This window comes from Peribacillus sp. YIM B13477, assembly GCF_042787955.1.
Taxonomy (GTDB): domain Bacteria; phylum Bacillota; class Bacilli; order Bacillales; family DSM-1321; genus Peribacillus; species Peribacillus frigoritolerans.
This window is the reverse complement of record NZ_JBHZPD010000003.1, coordinates 51,457-71,440: the sequence shown is the minus strand read 5'-3', so window position 1 is coordinate 71,440 and position 19,984 is coordinate 51,457. Positions and strand designations below refer to the sequence as shown.

15 protein-coding genes are annotated in these 19,984 nt (G+C 42.9%); 14 read left to right on the top strand and 1 reads right to left on the bottom strand.

Annotated elements, in window-relative coordinates; translation table 11 throughout:
- Positions 1-401 precede the first annotated feature (401 nt).
- Positions 402-1,814 carry a sigma-54 interaction domain-containing protein gene (locus ACFX4H_RS12035; RefSeq protein ID WP_377435368.1) on the bottom strand — a complete coding sequence of 471 codons (1,413 nt, stop codon included), beginning with the start codon at positions 1,812-1,814 and terminating at the stop codon, positions 402-404.
- A gap of 381 nt (positions 1,815-2,195) precedes the next feature.
- Between ACFX4H_RS12035 and pruA the strand changes: the two genes are divergently transcribed.
- From pruA to ACFX4H_RS11965, 14 genes are all read left to right on the top strand, one after another.
- Positions 2,196-3,743: an L-glutamate gamma-semialdehyde dehydrogenase gene (pruA, locus tag ACFX4H_RS12030; protein ID WP_063590353.1), complete on the top strand. Its 1,548-nt coding sequence runs from the start codon at positions 2,196-2,198 to the stop codon at positions 3,741-3,743.
- Positions 3,744-3,761: 18 nt separating this feature from the next.
- Positions 3,762-4,955 carry an ornithine--oxo-acid transaminase gene (locus tag ACFX4H_RS12025; RefSeq protein WP_034309472.1) on the top strand — a complete coding sequence of 398 codons (1,194 nt, stop codon included), beginning with the start codon at positions 3,762-3,764 and terminating at the stop codon, positions 4,953-4,955.
- Positions 4,956-4,977: 22 nt separating this feature from the next.
- Positions 4,978-6,243, top strand: coding sequence for a Glu/Leu/Phe/Val family dehydrogenase (locus tag ACFX4H_RS12020; protein WP_048686806.1), 1,266 nt, complete (start codon positions 4,978-4,980; stop codon positions 6,241-6,243).
- A gap of 36 nt (positions 6,244-6,279) precedes the next feature.
- Positions 6,280-6,534 carry a biotin/lipoyl attachment domain-containing protein gene (locus ACFX4H_RS12015; RefSeq protein ID WP_249597329.1) on the top strand — a complete coding sequence of 85 codons (255 nt, stop codon included), beginning with the start codon at positions 6,280-6,282 and terminating at the stop codon, positions 6,532-6,534.
- Positions 6,535-7,173: 639 nt separating this feature from the next.
- Entirely contained in the window at positions 7,174-7,854 is a 681-nt protein-coding gene (locus ACFX4H_RS12010; protein ID WP_048686802.1) for a DUF975 family protein, read from the top strand.
- A 431-nt stretch (positions 7,855-8,285) separates the two neighbouring features.
- A complete protein-coding gene (locus ACFX4H_RS12005; protein WP_034309467.1) occupies positions 8,286-8,465 on the top strand; it encodes a hypothetical protein in 180 nt (59 codons plus the stop codon).
- A 633-nt stretch (positions 8,466-9,098) separates the two neighbouring features.
- Complete coding sequence (locus ACFX4H_RS12000) at positions 9,099-10,334, top strand: cytochrome P450 (protein WP_034311525.1); 1,236 nt, start codon at positions 9,099-9,101, stop codon at positions 10,332-10,334.
- A gap of 303 nt (positions 10,335-10,637) precedes the next feature.
- On the top strand, positions 10,638-11,288 hold the full coding sequence (locus tag ACFX4H_RS11995) for a phosphatase PAP2 family protein (RefSeq protein ID WP_034309465.1): 651 nt from the start codon (positions 10,638-10,640) through the stop codon (positions 11,286-11,288).
- Between the two features lie 83 nt (positions 11,289-11,371).
- Complete coding sequence (locus tag ACFX4H_RS11990) at positions 11,372-11,983, top strand: DedA family protein (RefSeq protein WP_063590355.1); 612 nt, start codon at positions 11,372-11,374, stop codon at positions 11,981-11,983.
- A 178-nt stretch (positions 11,984-12,161) separates the two neighbouring features.
- Positions 12,162-13,799, top strand: a complete 1,638-nt coding sequence (locus ACFX4H_RS11985) for a spore germination protein (RefSeq protein WP_377435366.1) — start codon at positions 12,162-12,164, stop codon at positions 13,797-13,799.
- Positions 13,789-15,015 carry a Ger(x)C family spore germination protein gene (locus tag ACFX4H_RS11980; protein WP_377435365.1) on the top strand — a complete coding sequence of 409 codons (1,227 nt, stop codon included), beginning with the start codon at positions 13,789-13,791 and terminating at the stop codon, positions 15,013-15,015. The genes ACFX4H_RS11985 and ACFX4H_RS11980 overlap by 11 nt, the downstream gene beginning before the upstream one ends.
- Before the next feature lie 21 nt (positions 15,016-15,036).
- A complete protein-coding gene (locus ACFX4H_RS11975) occupies positions 15,037-16,176 on the top strand; it encodes a GerAB/ArcD/ProY family transporter (protein WP_241635017.1) in 1,140 nt (379 codons plus the stop codon).
- On the top strand, positions 16,173-16,397 hold the full coding sequence (locus ACFX4H_RS11970) for a YczF family membrane protein (RefSeq protein ID WP_048686789.1): 225 nt from the start codon (positions 16,173-16,175) through the stop codon (positions 16,395-16,397). The genes ACFX4H_RS11975 and ACFX4H_RS11970 overlap by 4 nt, the downstream gene beginning before the upstream one ends.
- A 178-nt stretch (positions 16,398-16,575) precedes the next feature.
- Complete coding sequence (locus ACFX4H_RS11965; RefSeq protein WP_377435364.1) at positions 16,576-19,785, top strand: DEAD/DEAH box helicase; 3,210 nt, start codon at positions 16,576-16,578, stop codon at positions 19,783-19,785.
- The last annotated feature ends 199 nt before the right edge of the window (positions 19,786-19,984 follow it).

The following is a 19,984-nucleotide window of genomic DNA, read 5'->3' as shown; positions in this document are numbered from 1 at the left end:
GTCTCCGGGGTCTTGGCTAGCCAGTTTTTCGGCAGGAGTGTCGCAATTTTATTCAATGAGGGTTAATCCCATATAAATGAATACAAAATCATAGAGTATAACCAACTCTTGTTTTTAATTCATTGTAATCATTTCCTCGTTAAATTCTTGTTAGGGATTCGGAATGTGACCAACCTACAGTTTTTATAAAAAACATTCCATTTGATTGGAGCGGGTGTTCGAGACTCCTGCGGGAAAAGCGAGTCCAAGGGAGACCCCACAGGCGCAAGGACGCCGAGGGCGGACCGCCCGCGGAAAGCGAGTGCCTGGAGTGGAGATCAACTTCCTGAACCCGTTCCCTTTCCGCCGATAAACAAAAGGCCCTCCATATAAATGGGGGCCTTCTTTGTGAAGGGATGATGTTATTTGACCTGATACTTTTTCAAACGGTATTGAAGGCTTTGGCGGCTAATATTCAGGGCCTTGGCTGCTTGGGAGATATTCATGCCATGTTCCTTCAATATCTTCTCCAAGTATTGCTTTTCAGTATTTGCGATATAATCATCAAGAGATAAGGTCGACTCCTGTAAAACTCCATTTGCATGAGTCTCTTTTCTTCCGGGATGAATGTCTTCCAAATGGGCTTTCTTCCTAAATAGAGCCGGAAGGTGGGTGATGGCAATCTTTGTATCGCCAGGTTCCATTAAATTCATGGCCCCCTCAATGATATGTTCAAGTTCCCTTACGTTCCCGGGCCAGTCGTAATCATAAAAAAGCGAGTAGACTTCTTCGCTGATCCCTTCTATATTCAATTCGAACAGCGCATTGAATTTCTCAATGAAGGATTGCGCCAGCAAAGGAATATCCTCTTTCCGTTCACGAAGAGGCGGGATGAATAACGAAACGACACTTAAACGGTAGTATAAATCCTTTCGTAAATGGTCATTTGAAATGGCATCTATCGGATCTTCATTTATCGTTGCAATGACCCTAACGTCAATTTGTTTATCCTTAGTATCCCCAACACGGCGAATCGTCCTTTCTTGAAGGGCCCGTAATAATTTCGCTTGCATGTTCGGATTTAATGAGTTGATTTCATCTAGCAGGATGGTACCGCCCTGTGCCTGTTCGAATAATCCAGGCCGTTCGATCGATCCGGTGAAGGCGCCTTTCTTTGTGCCGAAGAGTATTCCTTCAATTAGACTGTCTGGCAGGGCAGCACAGTTTTGGCTGATGAAAGGTTGTGTCGAACGGCTGCTGCCATTATGGATGCTTTGGGCGAAGAGCTCTTTTCCAGTGCCCGTTTCCCCAACGATGAGGATGGAGGATGCTGTCCTGGTCGAGCGCTTGCACTTTTCTATGACTTCCAGGAAATTTTCACTCGTTCCGATGATGCTGTCAAAGGTATATTTGGTATCGCCCTTATTCAATATATTATCTTTAATGATTCTTTCCAGATTCGTTATATCCTTTGCCACTTCAATGGCCCCGATGATATTTTGCTTTTGATCCAAAATCGGAAACGTATTATTGATTGTTGTAATTTCCTGACCAAGATTATTGAAGTAGGTCTGCTTCGAGTTCTCGGTTGTCTTCCCCGAATGAAGTGCCCTTATTAATGTACTCTCCGTTTCTTCCTTGAATTTAAAGATTTCGTGAATCTTCTTCCCTAACACTTCTTTTGAATCCATTCCTTCGATTTCTGCCATTTTCTTGTTATATACAATCGTCCGCCCCTTTATATCGATTATATGTATCCCTGTATCGATTACATCCACAAGCGAATAAAGGATGGATTGGAAACCATCTATTTTAATGATTTGATCTAAATTCATGAATGCCTCCCGTTTTTCTTCTTTTCTTAGAGCTATTGTAGAGGAATTGAAGCAAAGGCGCAAATAAAATTTGCACAGCAAGATTATTTTGCATTGAAGTGCAAAAAAATTTTGCGGAAAAAGTGCGAAAATGCTGTTTTTTATGGTTTTTCTAGTTGGCATGAAATTTGCATTAATAAAAAGTGTAAGGTTTAAGAGACAAAAATAGGGATTAGAGCAAAAAATAATGGCATACTATGTAAATTTTGCCCTTAAAGTGCTAAATTTCATTGCATTTTTCAAGAAAAAACATTATTTTTTCGAAAAAATGAAAAGTTGGCACGGAACTTGCTTGTTTAATAAGGGAGAAGTAAAAACATAAACTTAGGGAGATGAGACATAATGGTCCAAACATATAAACACGAACCATTTACTAATTTTAAAATCGAAGAAAACAATAAAGCTTTTCAAGCGGCATTGAATGATGTAGCTAAAGATCTAGGGAAGAAATATCCACTGATCATTAATGGTGAAAAAGTGTTTACTGATGAAGTCATTACCTCTGTAAACCCAGCAAATAAAGAAGAAGTTATCGGAACCGTATCCAAAGCGAATAAAGATCTTGCTGAGCAAGCGATGCAAGCGGCAGATAAGACATTCCAAACTTGGAGAAAAACGAAAGCGGAAGTGCGCGCAAACATTTTATTCAGGGCTGCAGCGATCGTTCGCAGAAGAAAACACTATTTCTCGGCTCTATTGGTTAAAGAAGCAGGGAAGCCTTGGAATGAGGCGGATGCAGATACAGCGGAAGCGATCGACTTCATGGAATACTATGCACGTCAAATGCTGAAGCTTAAAGACGGCATGCCAGTGGAAAGCCGTCCGATTGAACACAATGCTTTCAATTATATTCCGCTTGGTGTGGGTGTCATCATCTCACCTTGGAACTTCCCGTTTGCGATCATGGCAGGCATGACGACGGCTGCTCTAGTTTCAGGCAATACGGTCTTATTGAAACCGGCCAGTACAACACCGGTCATTGCAGCTAAATTCATCGAAGTGCTGGAAGAAGCGGGCATGCCTGCAGGAGTTGTGAACTTCATTCCAGGAAGCGGTGCCGAAGTAGGCGATTATTTAGTAGATCATCCACGTACACGTTTCATCAGCTTTACCGGATCTCGTGATGTCGGTATCCGTATTTATGAGCGTGCGGCAAAAGTACATGAAGGCCAGATCTGGTTAAAACGTGTCATCGCTGAAATGGGCGGTAAAGATACGATCGTTGTAGATAAAGAGGCTGATCTGGAATTGGCGGCACAATCAATCGTCGCTTCTGCATTCGGATTCTCCGGTCAAAAATGTTCTGCTTGTTCACGTGCTGTCATAGTGGAAGATGTATATGACCAAGTCTTGAATCGTGCCATTGAATTAACGAAAGAAAAAACGATCGGGGAACCAACAGATCTAAACAACTTCATGGGTCCGGTCATCGATCAAGCAGCTTTCGATAAAGTCATGAGCTACGTTGAAATCGGTAAAGAAGAAGGCAAAATTGTTACAGGGGGAGAAGGAGACAATTCAAAAGGCTTCTTCATCCAGCCAACCATCATTGCCGATGTGGATGAGAATGCACGTGTCATGAAAGAAGAGATTTTCGGACCGGTTGTTGCATTCTGTAAGGCAAAAGATTTCAATCATGCAATCGAGATTGCCAATAACACGGATTATGGATTAACGGGTGCAGTCATCTCTAACAACATTGAACATATCGAACAAGCGCGTGAGGATTTCCACGTAGGTAACCTGTACTTCAATCGCGGCTGTACTGGTGCCATTGTAGGATACCAGCCATTTGGCGGATTCAATATGTCAGGTACAGATTCAAAAGCGGGCGGTCCTGATTATTTAGTTCTTCATCTTCAAGGTAAAACAACATCTGAAACGCTATAAATTTTAGGGGGAATCAACATGACAACTTTAACGGAAAAATTAATCGAGCAAACAGAACAATATGGTGCAAACAATTATAATCCACTTCCAATCGTCATTTCGAAGGCAGAAGGAGTTTGGGTGGAAGATCCTGAAGGCAACAAATATATGGATATGCTTAGTGCCTATTCAGCAGTGAACCAAGGCCACAGGCATCCGAAAATCATCGACGAATTAAAAAAACAAGCCGATCGCGTAACATTGACATCCCGTGCATTCCATAGTGATAAATTAGGACCATGGTATGAAATGGTTTCACGCATTACGCAAAAAGACATGGCACTGCCTATGAATACAGGTGCTGAAGCCGTTGAAACAGCCATCAAAGCTGTTAGACGCTGGGGTTATGATGTTAAGGGAATTGCAGAAAACCAAGCTGAAATCATTGCTTGTATCGGGAACTTCCATGGCCGTACGATGGCAGCCGTGTCCTTGTCATCCGATGATGAATATAGAAGGGGCTTTGGACCGATGCTGCCAGGGATCAAGCTTATCCCTTACGGCGATCTTGATGCATTGAAAGAAGCGATTACACCGCAAACGGCTGGATTTTTAATCGAACCGATTCAAGGTGAAGCGGGAATCATCATTCCGCCACAAGGATTCTTAAAAGAAGCTTACGACTTATGTAAAGAAAATAATGTCCTATTCGTTTCTGATGAAATTCAGTCAGGACTTGGACGTTCAGGAAAAATGTTCGCCTCTGACTGGGATGGAGTAGTTCCCGATATGTACATTTTAGGTAAAGCGCTGGGCGGAGGGGTTTTCCCAATCTCTTGCGTAGCTGCGAACCGTGAAATCCTTGGCGTATTCAATCCTGGTTCCCATGGTTCTACATTCGGCGGCAATCCATTGGCATGTGCGGTTTCCATCGCTTCATTGGAAGTCCTTGAAGAAGAGAAGCTTGCGGAACGTTCATTGGAGCTTGGACAATACTTTATGGATAGTTTAAAAGAAATCAAGAATCCAATGATTAAAGACATCCGCGGCCGAGGCTTATTCATCGGAGTAGAACTAACAGAAGCAGCAAGACCATATTGTGAGCAGCTTAAAGAAGAAAAACTGCTATGTAAAGAAACACATGATACAGTTATCCGTTTTGCACCGCCATTAGTGATTACTAAAGAAGACTTGGATTGGGCAATCGAACGCATTAAAAAAGTTTTATCCTAATATACCTATGAGGTGAATTCCATTGAGTACAACAATCAAAGAAGAAAAAGAAACTGCCAGCTTGCTTGATTCAACACAGGTCGTAATCAAGGAGGCACTGGATAAGCTTGGCTATTCTGAAGAAGTGTTCGAGCTTTTGAAGGAACCTCTACGGATGCTTACCGTCCGGATTCCAATTAAGATGGATGACAATTCGACGAAGATTTTCACTGGATACCGTGCCCAGCACAACGATGCTGTCGGTCCGACGAAAGGCGGAATCCGTTTTCATCCTGAAGTCGATGAGGAAGAAGTCAAGGCACTTTCAATGTGGATGAGTTTGAAATGCGGAATCGTGAATCTGCCATATGGCGGAGGAAAAGGCGGCATCATCTGTGATCCGCGCCAAATGTCAATCGGTGAATTGGAAAGGCTTAGCCGTGGATACGTTCGGGCAATCAGCCAAATAGTGGGGCCGACTAAAGATATCCCGGCCCCGGATGTTTATACGAATTCACAAATCATGGCATGGATGATGGACGAGTACAGTAGAATAAGAGAACACGATTCTCCTGGTTTCATTACAGGTAAGCCACTGGTACTGGGCGGTTCACACGGCAGGGAAAAGGCGACTGCACAAGGTGTCACCATCTGTATCGAGGAAGCTGCAAAGCGTAAGGGCATAGAATTGAAAGGTGCACGCATCATCGTCCAAGGGTTTGGGAATGCAGGAAGCTTTTTGGCCAAATTCATGCATGATGCAGGTGCGAAAGTGATTGGCATATCGGACGCATATGGTGCCATCTATAAACCTGAGGGTCTGGATATCGATTACTTACTTGATAAAAGGGATAGCTTTGGAACGGTAACGACACTATTCGATCATACAATCACCAACCAGGAGCTTCTGGAACAAGATTGTGATATTTTAGTGCCTGCTGCCATTTCCAATCAAATCACCAAAGAAAATGCACATCTTATCAAAGCCCAAATTGTCGTCGAGGCCGCGAATGGACCTACCACATTGGAGGCAACCAAGATCTTGACGGAACGCAATGTGCTTCTCGTACCTGATGTATTGGCAAGTTCAGGCGGTGTGACAGTTTCTTACTTCGAATGGGTTCAAAATAATCAAGGTTATTATTGGGAAGATGAAGAGGTCCAAACCAAATTAAAAGCGTTATTGGTCAACTCATTTAATCAAATATATGAAATGTCCGAGACGAGAAAAGTGGATATGAGGCTGGCAGCGTATATGGTGGGTGTCAGAAAAATGGCAGAAGCCTCGATATTCCGCGGCTGGGTATAAGCATAGTCTAATAATGGGGAGTGGAGGAGTGATTCCGTGTTAAAACCGATTCATACCATCGAGTGTGCTCAAGATGGGACCGTCGAACAAGTTTACGTTCAAAAGGATTCCTATGTTTATGAATGGGAAAGGCTCTTTTTAGTGAAGACGGAAGATGGGAAATTGATTGATGTTTCAATAGGTGCCAGTGGTCACATTACTGAAATTAATGTTTCGGCAGGGGATCCTATTAATAGAAAGCTTCCTTTAGCTTTGCTCCAAGACGATTTTGTTATAAGTGGCTCTGATTGATTATAGGAAAAAGGGTGTTCCAAAGGCGGAAGCGATTTCTGCTTTGGGATGCTCTTTTTTTGTTGTGATCATTTATAAGGCGGTGACAAAGCCAGGAAAAAGTTTGAAAAGAAAACACGATGAGGGCTCGATCGTGGTGAGAAGAACATGAAGGACAATCCCACTTACGAAGATTCATCCCACACTTCAATCAGATCGTAAGGTCGATAAGTGGTGGGTAGTTCAACCATGCTGTTCGAAAGATTTTGGAATAGATTAAATGAGTGGCCCGGTCTACCTAGGAAAAGGAAAAAAGAACTAGATTAACATAAGGACTTTTAACCAAGATAAATACATGCTCCTTCGCTGGCCATACGTCATAACAGGGTATGGTTCCGCGAAGGTATTTTTGATTTGGAAGGGCATATTGTCTTATTCCCGTTCATAAACTTTTACAAGCCAGTACCAAGGCAAGAAAGGAGTGAATCATGGTTGCTCGAAACCGGTTGTGCGCTTTCTAGGAATTTAAGCCCGCGGCTAGAAGCTAGTATGTTTAAATACAAATTGAGATTTTGACATCGAATAAATAGTGGTTTTTCTGAATCTATCCATATTTACATTCAGAATTCCGCCGTTTAAAAGAGGGGAGTTAATCAGAGTATGAGAATCTCAGAATTAAAGAGGAAAGCCCTTCAGTCGTTGGGAGGTAAATGGGGAGTAACTGTTTCGCTTATGTTGCTGTTGTTCTTGATCAACCTCATTTTTCCTTTAATTGTCGAAGTGATCGGAAGCGGTGGGTTTTCAGAATGGCTCATGCAGGAAGATACACCGTTATGGTCCGATATCTTCAGCATGGTCTTTTCCATTGCCTTAATCCCGCTTACCATTTCAACCACTTGGTTCTACCTGAATTTAGTTAGGGAAGGGAATCCTGGCATTCCAGAAGTGTTCGCTATCTATAAAGATGGAAAAACCTCTTTCAAGCTTATTGGGGCATCCATCTTACAAGCAATTTTCATTTTTTTATGGTCATTATTATTAATCATCCCGGGTATCATCAAGGCCATCGCTTATTCGCAGCAGTTTTTCTTATTGAAGGATCATCCTGAATACACGGTGCTTGAAGCCATTACAGAGAGCAAAAAAAGAATGAAGGGCTTGAAATGGAAGTATTTCCTTATGCACCTAAGCTTCATCGGGTGGGGCATCCTTTGCATGTTCACGCTGGGAATTGGTTTACTATGGTTGATTCCTTATGCAGGAACAACAACGGCTGCATTCTATGAAGAATTGATTGTGCCTCAAGAGGATATTGACGATGATCAACAAATAGAGGGATAAAAGACTAACCGATAGCAAAAGGCTATCGGTTCAGCTGTAGACAAACTCGATTTCGATTTTAATAGAGTTTGTCTACAGTCTTTTTATGGCGTTGATTTCCGCTCCAGGCATTCGCCTTCCGTGGGCGGTCCGCGAGCCTCCTGCGGGGTCTCCCTAGACGCGCTTTTCCCGCAGGAGTCTCGCCCCCCTTCCCCTCCAATCAGCTTTGTTATAAAAATTAGTTAGAAACCATACCTGATGAGTTGAAGGTGTTGGTTTGGGAACATCATTTGATCAAAGTCACGTTTTCCGAACCCCTTTTGTCTACAAACAGCAATCGGTAGCAAATGGCTACCGGTTTTTTATTCCCGATTCTCCTTAAAAAGGTTAAATTGTTCATTTTGCCTGGTGTATAATAGAATATTGAGAATGCCATTTAGGGGGATTACATAGTGAGTGGGTATAATATTGCGGATCTGGTATACCAATTGTTTTGCCTTTTATTTCTAATCCTGATCATCGTTGGGACCGTATCCCTTTTCCGTTCCATCAAGCACCGTAAAACCAGACTGGATATCATGGAAAAGAAAATGGATGATTTGCATGAACTGATTAAAAGGGGAAAAAATTGACGGCGGCATCGTGCAGGCGTTCAAGCTGTAGGCAAACTCGAAGAAAAGCGAGTATGCCTGCAGTTTTTTTATTTAAACAGCTTGATTTCAGAAATAATATTTAATCCTATATAAAAATGTGGAAAAATTAGTCTTATTTTAAATCATGGTTATCACCTGTAATAGCTTGATGGGCATTCGGCAGGAGACCATTCCGAATCCTATCTTGCCTGTAGTTTTTATTAATTGAAAAACGTTCCAAGAAACGTGATCCACAAACTAAAGCAATTATAAAATAATCTATACTGAAATAACTTAGTGGAAAGCACTGTCTCAAAATTTGGAAAAAGAGGATTCGATTTTAGCATCAATTGAGAGACATAAAAAAATAGAAAAAGAAAGGGAATTGTCAAAAATAAGCAGTTTTACATAGGGGCGTCGGGATTGTGGGGCAAATTTCACGTAAGGCCGCTGGTATGGAAGATGCATGGTTTGTTGCGGTCTTTTACCCTATAATGGAATAGATGTGTATTTAAGGATTTGGTGAAAAAATCTATCAGGAATGCTCGACCCTATAACAAATCGGCGGAGTTGGAGAATGCTTCACATTCGGTCCTTTTGTTAGGTAACTTTTGAGAAGTGGGAGGAGTCGGTATGATGAAAGAAGTTATTGCAGTAAAAGAAATTACTAGGTTTAAAACAAGGACGGAGGAATTTAGCCCGTACGCTTGGTGTAAAAGGATGTTAGAAAATGACCCTGTGAGTTATCACGAAGGAACGGATACGTGGAATGTCTTTAAATATGAAGATGTGAAGCGGGTTCTCAGTGATTATAAACATTTTTCAAGTGTACGGAAACGGACCACCATATCGGTTGGAACGGATAGTGAGGAAGGTTCTGTGCCTGAAAAAATCCAAATCACTGAATCGGATCCACCTGATCATAGAAAACGCCGTTCACTGCTGGCAGCAGCATTCACACCTAGAAGTCTTCAAAACTGGGAACCTCGCATTCAGGAAATTGCAGATGAATTGATTGGACAAATGGATGAGGGAACGGAAATCGATATTGTGGCATCATTGGCAAGTCCGCTTCCGATCATTGTCATGGCCGATTTGATGGGCGTTCCCTCGAAAGATCGTTTATTGTTTAAGAAATGGGTGGATACCTTATTTCTTCCTTTTGATAGAGAAAAACAAGAAGAAGTAGATAAATTGAAGCAAGTGGCAGCAAAAGAATACTATCAGTATTTGTATCCGATTGTTGTGCAAAAACGATTGAACCCGGCGGATGATATCATCTCAGATCTATTGAAGTCAGAAGTGGATGGGGAAATGTTTACGGATGATGAGGTCGTCCGGACGACCATGCTGATTTTAGGTGCAGGAGTCGAGACAACCAGTCATTTATTGGCCAATAGCTTTTATTCCCTGCTATATGATGACAAAGAAGTTTATCAAGAGTTACATGAACACCTGGATTTAGTTCCGCAGGCGGTCGAAGAAATGCTCCGTTTCCGATTCAATCTTATTAAATTGGATCGCACTGTAAAGGAAGATAACGATCTATTGGGAGTGGAATTGAAAGAAGGGGATAACGTGGTTGTTTGGATGAGTGCAGCTAATATGGACGAAGAGATGTTTGAAGACCCCTTCACACTTAATATCCACCGCCCTAATAATAAGAAACATCTCACATTCGGTAATGGCCCTCATTTCTGCCTTGGAGCGCCGCTTGCCAGGCTGGAAGCGAAGATTGCGCTTACTGCATTCCTGAAGAAATTCAAGCATATTGAAGCGGTGCCATCGTTCCAGTTAGAAGAGAATCTTACCGATTCAGCGACAGGGCAAACATTGACATCACTACCGCTTAAGGCAAGCCGCATGTAAAAAACGAAAAACCTTGTGCCCTAACCTGCATAAGGTTTTTTTTCTTTTTGCATGTTGAATGGATGCGTTAAATATGTTCCTGCCACTCCTGAAACGTTCGGCAGGAAATCTTATAGTAACCTGAAGTTGAGGTGACAATGACGAATAGAGTAGTATGATAAAGTAGAAAATTTTGTGCCCAGGCATGTTCCCCGAATTAGGTTGGCGGGCGATGAAGCAATTACACCCACCATGCAATGAAGAAGATATGATAAAATAGAAATTTCCAGATGAAACAGTTTTAATAAGTGAAAGGATGTTATTATGAAATTAAAGCAGCAATTAACCATTGCCTTTATAATAAGTGTACTTTCTTTAATCGGGTTCAGTTTCATGGCATTTACAATAAGTGCAAATGAATACCTGAAATTTGATGAAGATGTGATTTCCTTGGTGCAGGGAATTGAGTCCCCTCTGCTGACGGACATCATGAAGTTCTTTACTTACATAGGTTCAACCGCTTCACTGATCATCCTTTCCTTGGTCATTTTGTTTTTCTTATATAGGGTTTTGAAGCATCGTTTGGAACTAGTCTTATTCACTGCAGTCATCGTGGGTTCACCTCTTCTCAATTTGATGGTTAAGCTATTCTTTCAACGCGCCCGACCCGATTTACATCGACTCATCGATATAGGGGGATACAGTTTCCCTAGTGGACATGCCATGAATGCATTTTCTTTATACGGTATCCTTACATTTCTGCTATGGCGTCACATTACGGCTAGGTGGGCAAGGATTCTCTTGATTCTTTTCAGCATGATGATGATCCTCTCGATAGGTATTAGCCGCATATACTTGGGGGTCCATTATCCTAGTGATATCATTGCCGGGTATTTGGCGGGCGGTTGTTGGATCGCGATTTCCATCTGGTTTTTCCAAAGGTACCAAGACCGTCGGAAGAACAAAGATCGTTAATAAAGGGAGCAAGGTTATTGCAAGATAGGCAGCCGGCAGGTAACAAGCCAGCTGTTGATTCAAGAAAGTTAGGAGCGTATTAAATGGAAAACTGGATTACGGAATTCATGAATGATTTTGGGTATATGGGAATCTTTCTATTAATAGCATTGGAGAATATTTTCCCGCCGATCCCGTCTGAGGTCATTCTAACTTTTGGCGGTTACATGACGACAAAAGCGGATATGACGATTATCGGTGTCGTGATCGCTTCGACTCTAGGGTCTGTGGCAGGGGCAGTCGTCCTTTATGGAATTGGTTTACTTCTTGATGTGAAGGTCATTGAAAGGTTCGTGGAAAGATGGGGCCATATTCTTCGGTTAACGGTATCGGACGTCCATAAGGCGAATTCATGGTTTGACAAATACGGGTCATGGACCGTGTTTTTCTGCAGGCTGGTTCCGCTGATCAGAAGTTTGATCTCGATTCCAGCAGGAATGTCCCATATGAGCTTTTGGCTCTTCCTTATTTACACAACATCCGGAACATTAATTTGGAACATCATCTTGGTGAATATCGGGGCAGCTGTTGGCTCTTCGTGGGAAGATATTGTAGGGTACATGGACATTTATTCAAACATCGTATATGCGATACTGGCCTTGCTATTGATCGCTTTCGTTGTTTTGATTTTTAGAAGGAATAAAGGCAAAGTATAATCTCAGTTTAGTTGATTGGGCCGTTATCATCGGCATTCATTCCCTAACCGAATATGACCATTAAAGGCTGTCATTGCGACAGCCTTTTTCTTATTGGAGGAAGATGGATGAGTCTAGAATAAAGGGGGAGTGCTTTGGACAAAATGAGTGAAACGAAAAAGGAATGAGGTTCGGTGCTATGGCTTCTTTTTTCAAACAAAAGAGACAAGTGAAGCAACGTGAAAAGAAAAAGGAAGATGAAAGTCAATCCCAAAGCAAAACGCCTGATTATATTGAAAGTTCCCTTTCCGCCAATCTGGAAATCGTGAAGAAAAAGACGGGGAAAAGTCCCGACATCATTATCCGAACGTTGAAAATCGGAATAAACCCGGAGATAAAAACAACTATTTTGTATGTGCAGGGTCTGATTGATAATCCTAGCGTTACGGATTTTATAATTGAATCAATCATGAAAAATCCCCACCTGTCAAAAAACATACTTCCACTGGAAGCAATTGAAATTATCTCTGAGGACGTGGTTTCCCTCGGTGGCGTAGAAAGGGTCACGGACTGGGAAAAGCTATTTTTGACATTATTATCAGGGGACACCATCATTTTTATTGATGGAGTAAACGTCGCCCTGGTTGCCAGTACAAGAGGAGGAGAGAAGCGCTCGATTCAGGAGCCAAGCACGCATTTGACTGTCCGGGGATCTAGGGAAGGGTTTACGGAATCGAATGGAACGAACATCGCCATGTTACGCCGCATCATCAATACCCCGGATTTATGGATAGAGTCGATGAAAATAGGCACGGTGACAAAAACGGACGTTTCCATCATGTATATAAATGGAATTGTCAAGGAAGGAATTGTCGAGGAGGTCAAGAAGCGCTTAAATCGAATTAACATCGATAGCATTCTTGAATCAGGATATATTGAACAATTGATAGAAGACCAGGTCATGACCCCATTCCCAACCCTTAACCATACAGAAAGACCGGATATGGTCGCAGGAAACCTGCTGGAAGGAAGAGTGGCGATATTCGTAAATGGAACGCCTTTTGTCTTGATCGCCCCGGCATTGTTCGTACAGTTTTTTCAATCTGTCGAAGACTACTATAATCGCTTTGACATTGCTTCAGCGACACGTTTTTTACGGATCATCGTTTTCATCATCTCGATAGTCGGGCCGGCTGTTTATGTTGCAGCCACGACCTTTCATCAGGAAATGATCCCAACGAAGCTGCTGGTCATTGTAGCGGCCCAAAGGGAAACGGTTCCTTTGCCTGCCGTCGTTGAAGCGCTTCTTATGGAAATGACCTTTGAGATATTACGGGAAGCAAGTCTTCGGATGCCAAAGGCCGTTGGTTCGACGATGTCCATTGTCGGGGCATTGGTCATCGGGCAGGCGGCCGTCCAGGCTGGTATCGTATCGCCGGCAATGGTCATCATCGTCTCGATCACGGCGATTGCCAGTTTTGCAACGCCTTCTTATGCCATAGCGATTTCTGCCCGCATTGTGCGGTTCGGATTCATCATTTGTGCCGGCATGTTAGGCTTTTATGGGATGATTTTAGCCTTTATCATCCTTATTGTCCATTTATGCAGCCTGCGTTCACTTGGAGTTCCATATATGACACCGCTCGCCCCTCTGAATCCAAAAGGGCTGGGCGACACATTCTTCAGAAGACCTATATGGGCATTCAAGGAAAGGCCGCAATATTTGACCAATGAAAATAATCTGATAAGGGAAGGCAATAACCAAAGACCGCTGCCTCCTGAATCGCGTGGAATGAAAACTTCTGACGGGAAAAAAGGTGAAGGCAATGAATCGTAAAAGATTAGTTCTGCTCTTGATGATGTTGATCGCCGCCACATTCACCACAGGCTGTTGGGATAAAACAGAGTTAAATGAAATGGCCATCGTTTCGGCGGTCGGACTCGATAGAAATAAAGAAGGGAGGTTAGTGGGAACTTTCCAGATCATTAATCCAGGAAATGTTGCAGGAGCTCTTCAGGGCGGCGGCGGATCGAATCCACCGATATCCATTTATAGGGCCACGGGAGATAATGTGCTTGAATTGGATAGTATCGCTTCAACGAAAATCTCCCGAGATATGTATTTTGCCCATGCCAACCTGGTTGTCATCGGTGAGGAACTAGCAAAAGAAGAGGGCCTTAACGATATTTTCGATGCATTTGAGCGCTCACCGGAATTCAGGGCAACTACGAGGATCGTGATTGCCCGGGGTGTGAATGCCAAGGATATTGTCGAAACGTTAACCGCAATCGATAAGGTATCTGCCGAGAAAGTCATTAGGACGATTGAAACCACTGAAAAAACCCAGGGGAAAAGTATTAGCATCAATCTCCAAGAGGTGATCAAGAATCTGCTTAGTACCGGAAAAGAACCGATAATAAGCGGTTTTACCGTAAGAGGAAACAAGGGCAAGGAAGATAAAATGGAGAATACCATGTCCTCGGATATTGAGGCGAACCCTAATGCAGCAGGGATAGGTGTTTTTAAAGATGGCAAATTGATTGACTGGCTGGATGGTGGTAAGGCAATAGGATCAATGTGGGTATTGGATAGAATCGAAAATGCCCATTTAAACCTTGATTGGGAGGGTAAAAAAGAAGCAATCACCTATTCAGTCATTCGCCAAAAAACCAACATCGGGGCAAAAATGGTAGACGGCAAACCGAAAATATCGATAAAGGTCCGTGCAGAAGGAGATATCCGGGAGGCGAATGTTCCCTTGAATCTAACCGATATGCATGTCCTGATAGATATTGAAAAGAAATTAGCGAAAGACTTGAAGAAGGAGATGGAAGACGCAATCGTTCGGGCACAAAAAAATAAATCCGATATTTTTGGCTTTGGGGAGCTCATGCATGAATCCCATCCGAAAGAATGGAAGAAGTTAGAGAAAAACTGGGACGACGATACTTTTCCTAAACTGGAAGTTGAAGTGCAGGTAGAAACTTTCATTCGCCGTACCGGATTGCGTAATAAGCCGTATCTATCGAATTTAAAAAAGGATGAACAATAAAGGAAAGGAAGTGGCATCCTCATGGAAAAGGCAAATATCAGCGGGTACCAGTTGTTCGTCCTTATTTTCCTGTTTGAAATGGGCAGTGCACTTTTGGTTCCGCTTGCAGGTGAAGCCAAGCAGGCTGCCTGGCTGGTCATCCTAATTGCAATGGTAGGCGGATTTTTATTATTTTTCATTTATTATGGCCTTTTTCAATACTACCCTGATCAGCTGTTAACGGAATTTGTACGTAGTATATTGGGGAATTTTCTAGGCAGGATCGTAGCTTTTCTATACATCCTTTATTTCATCTACCTTGCTGCAAGGGTGCTGAGGGACTTCGGAGATACGCTGCTTACTTTTGCCTATCCTCATATTCCGTTATTTGTCGCGAACGCTGCATTCATTTTAGTCGTGGTGTACACGGTCCGAAAAGGGGTAGAAGTATTGACGAGGACGGGGGAACTATTCTTTGTCTTGGAGAATTTACTTTTAATGACCTTCTTTCTTCTGATAGTGGCTTCAGGCATGATCCATTTAAACAACTTAAAACCCGTTATTGAAATGAACGTGACGGAGATGGTGAAAATGGCTTTCACTAAAACGATATTCTTTCCATTTGGCGAAATCATTTCCTTTTTAATGATTTTTCCTTATTTGAATGAACCTAAGCGATTGAAAAAAATTGGGATAAGCAGCATTGCGGCAGCTGGCATTTTTCTCGCGATAATAATGGCTATGAATATTGCTGTACTTGGGGTGGACCTGACAACACGTTCGCAATACCCTCTTCTTTCCCTCATTCAGTCCATAGAGGTCGCTGGCTTTCTCGAACGGCTCGATGTGTACTTCTTGTTTTTGTTGATGATTGGCGGGTTCATCAAGATAAGTGTATTTACTTATGTGGCGGTAACGGGTACGGCGAATGTTTTCAATGTTAAACAGCCCTCCAGACTTGCTTACCCCGTTGGCTTTGTCATATTACTGAGTTCCATCATAATAGCAAGCAGCTTTACGGAACATATGCATGAAGGGCTAGGAGCCGTACCGATATACATTCACCTCCCATTTCAGGTGATCATTCCGTTGCTTCTCTTGATCATTGCCTTTTTTAAGAATCGAAAAAAAAAGAAAGGCCAGCACCAAAATAAGTTCCAAGGCGGAGTTGATCAAAAATGAAATTCTTCGGTATTACGCTTTTGCTTCTGATCCCTTTAGTGGTCCTATCATTAGGTATGGATATTCTAATGGGATTTGATCTGGATAATTCAATCAAACATGACTTTAATCCATTCTTGGTGAAGGACCCCGCTGAATTTATCCTTTTTATCATTCTTGTTTCATTCCTTGTATTCAGCTTCTTTTATCGAAAAAAAAAGAAAAAGAACAAGGGCAAATGACAACAATGATGCTGCAATTCCCGTTGCTGAAATAGAGATGAACTCCGAATGGGGGAGTTTGTCTTTTTGCTTTTTTATAACCTTGTAAACCGATTTCATAGTATGATGATAAAATGAGCTTATTTAACAGCGGAATGTAAAATCATTCAACCAAAACCCCCGGGAGGAGGACGGCAATTTGGATATCAAATTGAATCGAAAAATCATAAAAGACATGTGCGGGGCCGTCTCCTTCAAAAGAGGGGAAGCTTTTCATCGTGCCAATAAAGTGACATTTGAAAGCTATCATCATGATGGTTGTGAAGCATCGGTTAGAGGCAAGGAAGACTTCCGTGTCACGATTGAAGTGGATGCAGTCGGCGGATTTCAGACAAAATGCAGCTGTCCTGCGCTAGCTTCCTTCCATAGGGATTGCCAGCATATTGCAGCCGTCCTGTTGTCGGTTTACGACCATAAGCGAGATGGAACGGTTCCTGAAGGGATACGTGCAACCGGTCTTGATGCTACAGCCCATAAGGAGTTGTCAGAGGGCTTGCTGACCCTTTTCAATAATCAGTCTGTTCGGAAAAGCGGTCATCAGCGCCATTTTGAAAATAGAACGATGCTTGAAGCGGAATTTACGTGTAAACCATTATGGATGGGAATGGAACAATATATGTTAGGACTGGAAATGAAAATCGGTTCTCTCAATGTGTCGAATGTCCGGGATTTCCTGAAGCGAGTTAAAGCGGGAAAGCCTGCCCAAGTGTCCCCTTCATTTATATATGACCCGGTGCTGCATTGTTTTCAGAATGAAAATGATTTAGTGCTTCAGGAGCTCATTACAGTGATATCGGATGAAAAAGTCTATGTGAACGCCCTGACGAATAAATCCGAATATACATTGGATGATCACTTATTACTTTTGCCTCCGTCTTCTTTTCAAAGGCTTGTCCCCATCCTTGAAGCAGCGCCGATGGTGAAGCTTGCCTATGGCGGCCTTACATTCAATGGCTTTCGTGTAACAAACGGACCGCTTCCTTTACAGTTTGACTTTACCGAAAGCGAGGTCAAAGGTTATCAGCTGAATATTGAAAGGCTGCACGAGATGATCGTCATGAATGAATACACATTGGTCCTATTTGAGGGGAAATTGGTTCAGCTCGAAAATGAGGATTTCAAACGCCTTTCAGAGTTAAAGCAAATGATGGAGGATTCGGGGATGAATCAAATTCCAATCCATCATGACCAGCTGGAGTTATTCCTGGACAAGGTGGTACCAGGCTTGAAAAGACTCGGTGAAGTCCATATAGCGAGATCCATCACCGAATTGTTTTTGAAGACACCGCTGGTTGCAAAGCTATACTTGGACCGAGTGAAAAACAGGCTGCTTGCCGGGCTGGAATTCCACTATGAAAATATCGTGATCAACCCTTTGGAAAAACAGGAATCCAAGGTTATGAGGGATGTTGAGAAAGAGGCGGAGATAATAAAGCTGATGGAGGATAGCCAGTTTGCCAAGACGGACGGAGGCTATTTCTTGCATAACGAAGAATTGGAGTATCAGTTCTTGTACCATATCGTTCCTAAACTCCAGAAGCTGGTGCAAATCTATGCCACTACCGCTGTAAGGAACCGAATTTCCCGTGGAAATGCTGCACCGCGCATTAGGGTGAAAATTAAAAAAGAGCGTACCAATTGGCTCGAATTCAAATTTGAAATGGATAATATCCCAGATAAACAAATACGTGAGGTCTTAGCCGCGCTCGAAGAAAAAAGGAAATACTATCGTTTAAGGAATGGATCGCTGCTTTCCCTTGAAACAAGGGAATACGAGGAAATCAATCGTTTTCTGAATGCACTGCCCGTACAGGATGAAGACCTGGAAAGCACACTGAACATGCCCCTCATAAAAGGGCTCCAGCTCCTTGACTCCGTTAATGACAGCCAGACATTCACGATGGAAGAATCATTCCGGCAGTTTTTGGATAACATCAGGAATCCCGGCGCCTTGGAGTTCACGGTGCCAAATAGTCTGGACCCGATTTTACGCGAGTATCAAAAAAACGGCTACAAATGGATGAAAGTCCTTGCACAATACGGTTTTGGCGGGATTCTTGCTGATGATATGGGTCTGGGAAAAACACTGCAAAGCATCACGTTCATTTTATCCGAGCTACCTGACATCCGTATGAAAAGGGTTCCGGTGCTTATTGTCTGCCCATCATCATTGACTTACAATTGGCTGAGTGAATTCACTAAATTCGCTCCTGATATACAAGCCGTCGTCGTGGATGGAGACAAGACGGAAAGGACGAAGCTGCTTAAAGAAATGAAGGACGTGGATGTAGTGATCACTTCTTATCCATTGCTTCGGAAAGACATCAATTCGTTTGAAAAAGAGGACTTCCATACGGTGTTTTTCGATGAGGCACAGGCCTTCAAGAACCCGGTGACACAAACGGCACGAGCGGCCAAGAAGATAAAAGCGGCACATCGCTTCGCGTTGACTGGTACGCCCATCGAGAATTCACTGGAAGAGCTCTGGTCCCTTTTCCACGTCGTATTCCCTGAACTATTCATGGGGTTAAAGGAGTATAGCAACCTCTCTAGGAAGCAGATTTCCCGCAGGATCCGTCCATTCTTGCTGCGGAGAATGAAAGAGGACGTACTAGGGGAATTACCGGAAAAAATCGAGTCGCTGGAATCGATGGAGCTGCTTCCCGATCAGAAGAACCTGTACGGGGCCTATCTGGCCAAGCTTCGGCATGATACGCTGAAACACCTGGACAAGGATACCCTTCGCAAAAATCGGATCAGGATCCTTGCTGGCTTGACCCGGCTTCGGCAAATATGCTGTCACCCCGCCTTGTTTGTGGACGGATATAAAGGCAGTTCAGCAAAATATGAGCAGCTGATGCGAATTGTCGAAGATTCGAAGCATTCTGGAAGACGGGTGCTGATTTTCTCGCAATTTACAAAAATGCTTACGATCATCGGCAGGGATTTGGCCATGAAAGGACAACCCTTTTTCTACCTGGATGGACAAACCCCATCAAAGGAACGTGTGGAAATGTGCAATCGGTTTAATGCAGGAGAACGGGATATATTCCTCATTTCATTGAAAGCTGGCGGTACGGGTCTCAATCTGACGGGTGCCGATACAGTCATACTATATGACCTTTGGTGGAATCCGGCAGTTGAAGAACAAGCCGCGGACCGTGCCCATCGAATGGGGCAGAAAAATGAGGTTCAAGTCATCAAGCTTATTGCCCGTGGGACAATCGAAGAAAAAATGAATGAACTCCAAGAGAAAAAGAGACATCTTATTGAAGAAATCATCGACCCTGGAGACAAGTCGTCTTCTGCACTTACAGAAGAGGATATCAGGGAAATCCTGATGATATAAGGGTTTAGCCGAAGGTAATAAATAAATAGTTCAGTTTTGGAGCATTCCTTTGTAAAGAGGAATGCTTTTTTATTTTTAAGGCACTTTTCGTAAAGATTGTTGTTTTTAAACGAAATTATTTAAGGTTGATTGGAGCGGAAGTGCGAGACTCCTGCGGGAGCAACGGGACAGGTGAGACCACACGGGCGTTTACGCCGAG